Source organism: Natronobiforma cellulositropha (assembly GCF_025629245.1).
In the GTDB taxonomy this organism is placed as follows: Archaea; Halobacteriota; Halobacteria; order Halobacteriales; family Natrialbaceae; genus Natronobiforma; species Natronobiforma cellulositropha.
Genome location: NZ_JANZXN010000007.1, coordinates 47685 through 54492, shown reverse-complemented (window position 1 = coordinate 54492; position 6808 = coordinate 47685). Strand labels below are relative to the sequence as shown.

At 64.7% G+C, this 6808-nt stretch carries 3 protein-coding genes; 1 reads left to right on the top strand and 2 read right to left on the bottom strand.

The features are described from left to right. Positions 1-398: 398 nt before the first annotated feature. The gene (locus N0B15_RS03920) at positions 399-3923 is read right to left on the bottom strand and encodes an SMC family ATPase (RefSeq protein WP_263018141.1); all 3525 of its coding nucleotides are present in this window, start codon (positions 3921-3923) and stop codon (positions 399-401) included. Further along, positions 3920-5224, bottom strand: a complete 1305-nt coding sequence (locus N0B15_RS03915) for a metallophosphoesterase family protein (protein WP_263018139.1) — start codon at positions 5222-5224, stop codon at positions 3920-3922. Before N0B15_RS03915 ends, N0B15_RS03920 begins: the two co-directional genes overlap by 4 nt. A 201-nt stretch (positions 5225-5425) precedes the next feature. Here N0B15_RS03915 and N0B15_RS03910 point away from each other — a divergent pair, with 201 nt between their 5' ends. Continuing rightward, positions 5426-6592 carry a hypothetical protein gene (locus tag N0B15_RS03910; protein ID WP_263018138.1) on the top strand — a complete coding sequence of 389 codons (1167 nt, stop codon included), beginning with the start codon at positions 5426-5428 and terminating at the stop codon, positions 6590-6592. Positions 6593-6808 lie beyond the last annotated feature (216 nt).

Sequence of the window (6808 nt, the reverse complement as noted above, 5' to 3'; positions counted from 1 at the left end):
GAGGAGGCGCTGTTGGACACAGCCGTTGCCTCCTCATTCCTCTCGAAAAGATGCCTCGATAAGCCGCCGCTGTCACGTGGTTCTCCGCTTAGCTAAAGACGGATAGCGAACCGACTTGGTCTGTGACCGTATCCTCGCCGACTGGCCGTGGCGATGACGGTCCCAGACGGTTCTGTGCGCTCGCGGTGACTGATCACACACCGAGATACACAGGAATGCCCCCAGCAGAAACCGCGAATTGTACGACGGCCTCTACTCCTCTCTCGAGAACACAGCAGGCACCACCGATGAAACCGGCGTACACTCCAGTGCCCAGCTGACAGGCGCTACCAGCGGACACCGTGAGGTAGTGACCGAAACACGGCCGAAAACTCGTGATCGGCCAGCGCGATCGAATCCTACGCCGACTGGTGGCTCGTCTCGACGGGGTCTGTGACCGCCCGTGCGGTGGACGCGATCCGCTCGAGCAGCGCGTCGGCCTGCTGGGTCGCCTGCGCTCGAGTGAGACCGTTCTCGACGTAGGTGCTGGCCATCGTGAGCCGGATCGCCTCGGGGGCGATCGGTTCGACCGACTCGATGTACCCGTTCTCCGCGAAGTAGGTCTCGAGGTCGTCGATCTTTCCGGTGCGGAACCGGTCGACGCGGCCGTCTCTGAGTGCCTCGACGATCCGCTCGGCCTCGCCGTTGAGCCCTTCGGCGAGGTCGGTGACGCGGTCGATGTACGTCCCACTCACGGCCCCAGAGTCCTCGAGCACTTCCCGGTCGACACGCTCGCCGCGGCCGATCTCCCACGAACGGACGAACGCCTCGAGTGCCACACCGTTTGCCTCGACGCCGTCCAGGTGCGCCGGCTCGTCGACGATCACGGCCGGGCCGACCCACGTGAGGAGGGTCCGTAGCTGGCCCCACCGCTCGATGCCCTGCTCGAGAAGCTGAGACAGGAGCGCCACGTCGTCGACGACGTACCACAGGTGGGCGTTGCCAGCGCCCAGACGTGGGTTGAACGGCTCGACACCGAGCGCTTCGCCGTACGACTCGTGGTCGTGGCCGTCCGGAGTCGGCGGCGAGGCGGCGTGAACGGAGAGACTCTCGAGGTCGGGAACGTGGATGTCGTCGTCGAGTCCCCTCACGGTCGACAGATCGATTTCACGGTAGTCGACGGTCGCCGTCTCCTCGAGTGCACGTCGCCACTTACCGACCTCGTCGCCCTGTGCCGTGAAGTAGAACACCTGGCGGCCTCCGTTCGCGAGTTCGATCATCGAGTCGATGATGACTCCTGCCTTTCCGTCGTCCGTATTCGCCAGCGTTTCGTCGAGGATCAGCGGGAGCTGTGTTCCCTGCTCTCGCTGTTCGACGAACGCGACGCGGACGGCCAGCAACACCTGGAGTCTGGTGGCACTCGAGAGGTCGTCGAGGTCGTATCCCTGCTCGGTGACCGTATCGTACGCCCGGAACGTGCCGTCACCCGACTCGTCGAGGTCGAGACGGTACCGGCCGTGGGTGATCCGGGCGAGTACCTCGCGGGCGTGCTGGAACACGGCTGGGCGGCTCGTCTCACCCGTCGCCTCCCGGACGTGGTCGGTGAGGACGGAGCCGACGAGCGAGGCACAGTCTTCTGCCAGCTTCCCCTCGAGCGCGTCGAGCGCCCGTCGCTTCTCGGCGGCCGCTGCCTCCACGGCGGAGCCGTCTTTCGCTTCGTTCACCTTCGTCTCGATCTCGGTGATCGTACGCTGGATCTCGTCGTAGGTGTCCGCCGTCTCTTCGACACGTCGTTTCTCTCGCTCGAGTTCGGGGACCGCTTGCGTCAGCAGATCTGGCTCGAAGCCGGGATAGGTCTCGAGCGCTCGAGCCTCCCGCTCGACGATGGCCTCCGCCCGGTTCACCTCCTGGACGGCGGTCCGGTACTCGTCTGCGCGGTCACAGAGCATCCGCAGTCGCTCGGTTTCGCCGGGGTCGAGTCCCGCATCCTCGAAAACGGCGTCCCGCTCGGTCTCGAGTTGGCCGATCTTCGCTGTCGCCTCCTCGACCGTCGCCGTCGCCCGCGAGAGGTCCCGTCTCGCCTCACGGTGGCGACTCACTCGAGACTCGAGGTTGGCGATGTGTTCGTCCGCGCGAGCGGCGTCTTCGATGGTCTCGTAGCCGTAGGGCTCGAGCGCTGCGTCGAGGTCCTCGCGGGCGGCTTCGAGCTGGCCATCGATCGTACCGATCTCACTCTCGAGACCGACGACGCGGTCGTTGTGCTCCTGCCAGCGCAGGACACACTTCGCGAAGGCGAGCAGCTCGACGTCGGAGACGTCGAGGTCGATACCGAACTGCGCTCGAAGGTCGCGTCGGCGGCGCTGAATGTCGTCTTCCTGTCTCTCGAGCTGTTCTGAGCCACTCTCGAGCGCGTCTCGGCGTTCGTCGACGAGCGCTCCGAACTCGTGGGCGGCGATCGCTCCGTAGATGTCTGTCAGACGCCGCCTGACCTCCTCGGGCTCCCAGGATTCCAGTGGCTCGAGACCGAGGTCCTCGAACGACGTTCGGTGAACCGTGTCGGCGTCCGACGCTTCCGGCACCGACGGCCGTGCGTAGTAGCCGTAGGCGACGATAGGGAGACCGGAGGCGACGAACAGGTAGAGTGCCGGGTGGACGAGATAGCCGAGAGCGACCCCGGCGACACCGAGCAAGAGGGCGGATATCGCACCGATGAGCAACGGCGACGCACCCGTCGTCACCGGTTCCCTGTGCTGTGTTTTCAGCCAGTTCTCGAGCGCCTGTCGGCCCTGTCGAAGCGTCTGAAGATCCGCGTCCGGATGCTGCTGGTCTTCCAGCCACCGCTGGGTCGCCTCGTAGCGCTGGCGGTCCTCCCGGACCCGCTCGGCATCGCGAACGAAGGCGGAAATCTCACCCAGTGCATCGGAATCCAGACCGGCCAGCGCCTCCTCACTGACGTCGACCGAAACGTCTTCGACACAGCTTGCACGTTGGGCGCGGGCGGCGTCCAGATCGGCTGCGTTGTCGCGGCGCGTTCGCTCGAGCGAGCCGAGTCTGTTCGCCAACGATTTCAGCCGTTCTACCACGCCGTCGGCGACGCCCTCGTCCGGGAGGGCCACCTCGCCCAGCACATCGCGTGCGTCAGCTCGCGTCGCCTCCGCATCGGCCTCCTTTCCTCGCCACTCCGAAATCTCGCCCTCGAGTTCGGCGACGGTTTCGGCCTCGTCACCGTCGACCGACGCCAGCGTGTCCGGAAGCGCCGCGACCGCTGCAGTTGCGGTATCGAGGTCGTTCCGTGCCTCCGCGTGGTCGAGGGCCTGCTCGAGGAGTTCGGCCCGGTCGCGGGCTTCGTTCGCTCTCTCCCGGTCGGCCCGGAGTCTCGTGAGCTGTCGTTGCTCGTCCCGGAGGGTCTCCATCGCAGCCTGCGCCTCCCGCCAGTCCTCGACGGCGGAGTCGGCATCGGACACCTCTCTAATCCCCCTCGTACTCGGGCTATCGTCGAACTCCAGGCTGTCGGCGGCCGCGGCGAGGTCGAACCCGCCAGCCGATTCGCGTTCGATCGTCGCCGCGAACGACTCGTTTCTGGTCTCCGCTCTGAGGAGGTCGTGCAGACAGAGGTGGTACCGGTCGCGTTGGTCGGCCGGTGGCAGCCCCGGCCCGTTCGCCTCCTGACCGTTTCGCTGGTACGCGACACCACTTTCGTCCGTCCTGACCCGCCACTCGTCACCGTTCAGGGAGAGCCGGCCGACCAGTGACGAGCCCGCTCGAGCCTCGCCCGGCCACAGCAGGTCCTGTAGTGATCGCGCCATCGTCGTCTTCCCGCTCGCGTTCGGCCCGTAGACGACGTTGATCCCGCCCGAGAGATCAGTTGCCTGAAACCCACCTGATTCGAACCCGGGTGCCCGGACGATGTCGAGGTCCTCGATAGAGAGGCTGTTCTCGCTCATGTGCTCGCCTCCTTCTGTTCGATCAGCGTATCGAGCAACAGTCTCGCCTGGGACTCGAGCACCGAGACGGCGTCGGTCTCGTCCGACGAGTCGAGCCGTCCCTGCCGTCGTAGTTCTCGGTACGCACCGGAGTCCTGTGCCGTCCGTACCGACCGGAGTGCCTCCTGTACCAGCGGGCCGTAGTCGTCGGTGACGGTGCCGTTCTCGATCGCGAGCAAGAGGTCGGCGAGGTAGGCGTCGGGACCGTCACCCCCCGCTCGCTGCTCCAGATCGATCGCCGGTCTGGTGGCAACCTCGATCGAGTCGAGACGGACGGGGACGGTCCCGACCGTGAACCCGTGGTCGTCTTCGATCGTCGCACGGTGGCGATGAAGCGCCGAGTGCGCAGTCGTCCGGCCGGTGAGCCGAACACGAGCGAGCACCAACTCGAGTGCCTCCAGTTCACCACCGGACCGGACTCGCTCTTCGACCGCCGCTCGCACGAGCGAAGGAACCGCCTTCGGGTCGCCGGCCCCGCTGACGTCGACCTCGAACCGGCCGTAGCGGACCGTCGCCAGCGGAACCTGTGCTGCGGTCAGCGCCCCACCGGGGGTGATCTGGAGTTCCCACGGCCCGTGAACACCGCGCTCGCCGGGATCCAGCGGCTGGGGCGACCCGGGGTAGAAGACGAACGGATCCCGTTCGTTGTGAACGGTGGGCTTGTGGATGTGTCCGAGGAGCCACCCGTCGACGGGTTTCTCGAGCAATTCGTCCGGGTGGACGGGGCCATACTGGCTACCGGCCGATCCGAGGTCTGCGTGTACGACTCCGAGGACGGGTGCCGCCGACTCGGCCGAGAGGTCGTACTCCTCGAGCGGGCTGGTCACGACGTGGGCGCGTGGGAACGACCAGCCGTGGACGTGCAGCCGTGGCTCGTCATCACCGGTCAGCGTCCACTGCTCCCAGCGACCGCCGTCTCCGAGCAGCGTGACGTTCTCGGAGTCGATCTCTCGGATCAGCCGCGGGAGAACGTCGAAATCGTGGTTTCCGGCGACCGCGACGAGCGGGATGTCTTCGGTCTCGAGTCGCAGCACCCCCTCTTCGAACGCCCCGTACGCCTCGAAGTACCGGTTTTCACGGTCGACGACGTCGCCCGTAACCAGGACCGCATCGACACGGCGCCGTATCGCCTCTTCGACCGTCTCCCGCCAGACTGCCGTCGGTGAGAACTGCTGGCCGTCGAGTTCCGACGGTATCCGCGTGGGGTGGCGACCCAAGTGAAGGTCTCCAGTACAAAGTAAAGTCAGGTTTCGTCTGTCCATTTTCCTCCTCCCATTTCAGAGATGGAACAGTTGTAACTGTCAGGAGATAAATCCATGGGGCAATACGTTTCGGCTGGTGGGGTTGGCCCCCATCTACGGACGGTTTAGATCACCGGGTGCACCCCCTGTAGACTATGTGAACCCCAAAACATTCAGATAGCTATACTTTTGGCAGCGGCCTCGAAGGGGACAGCAGAGTCGATGAACGACATCATCTACCTGCGGAAGGGGAACGATCTGATCGAAATGACCGAGGAACCGTACGAATACGAGCGATTACTCCAGGAGAAACTCGCCGAGTACCCGCGACTCCTCGCCGGAGGACAGCTATCCGACAGTGGTGTCGACCGGTGGGCGCTGATCGCTCGAGAGCAGGCCGTTCCGGACAAACGCGGCGGGGGCGAACGGTGGTCCGCCGATCACCTGTTCGTAGACCAGGACGCGGTTCCAACCATCGTCGAAGTCAAACGGAGCGACAATACGGAGATCCGACGGAAAATCGTCGGCCAGATGCTCGACTACGTCGCTCACGCGAGCATGTTCTGGGATGCGGAGACGCTCCGTGAGCGGTTCGTCGAGACGTGTGACGAACGCGATATTTCTGCCGAAGAAACGCTCGTAGCACTGCTCGGCGAGGAAGATACGGACGGGTTCTTCGACGACGTCGAGAAGAACCTTCGCTCGAAGCAGATTCGGCTTGTCTTCGTCGCCGACGAGGTCCCGAGCGAACTCAAGCGCGTCGTCGAGTTCCTCAACGAGACCATGCGCGACGTCGAAGTACTCGCAATCGAGGTCGTCCAGTTCGCGAGCGACGAGGAGACGGTCTTTGTCCCACGGCTGTACGGACAGACTGAAGAGGCGAAGGCGTCGTCCTCCACGTCCCGCACGGGAGCCGACTTCATCGCGACCGAGGCGGAGATGTTCGAGGACCTCGACCGGAAGGTGCGAACGGCAGAGATCACCGAAGCGGAGTACCGAGCGTTCGTCGATCTCTACGAGTTCTCGAACGAGATCGGTGACCACGTCGACATTTCGGGGGTGAAAAATGCCAGAGTGAAAGTCGAAGTACGGGCCCACCAGGGAGACCACAGTGGCCGCCCGAGCGTGTTCACCGCGAACGTCACCGGCAAAGTGAAAGTGTGGCCTGCGAGGACGCCGTTGGACGACGAGAACCCGGAGGAGTCGCCCGTCTCCTGGGACCCCGCCGCGTTCGACACGTTCCTCGAGCGGTTCCAGTCACTCGATGGCGTACCCAGTGGCGAACCGAGAGCGCCCTTCAGCGTTCTCACGAGGGGTGACAATCTCGAGGCGTTCAAGGAGATGGTCGAAGAGTTCGTCGAGCACTGTCGCGACTCGGCAGCCCAGTAACGGGTGGAGTCGTCACCGCTCGAGCAGGGTGTCGTCGAGTTTGTCACCGGCGCATCCGACAGAGATGGCCGCGACTACGGTTTGAGATTCGCCATCCTCGAGTGCCGAACGGAGCGAAAGCCAAACGTCGTCAGCAATCCACCCCGCGATATCAAAGCGCTGCTACCACAACCGCCCCAAATTTCGTCAGCAGTTGCCAACACCTACACTGCGTAC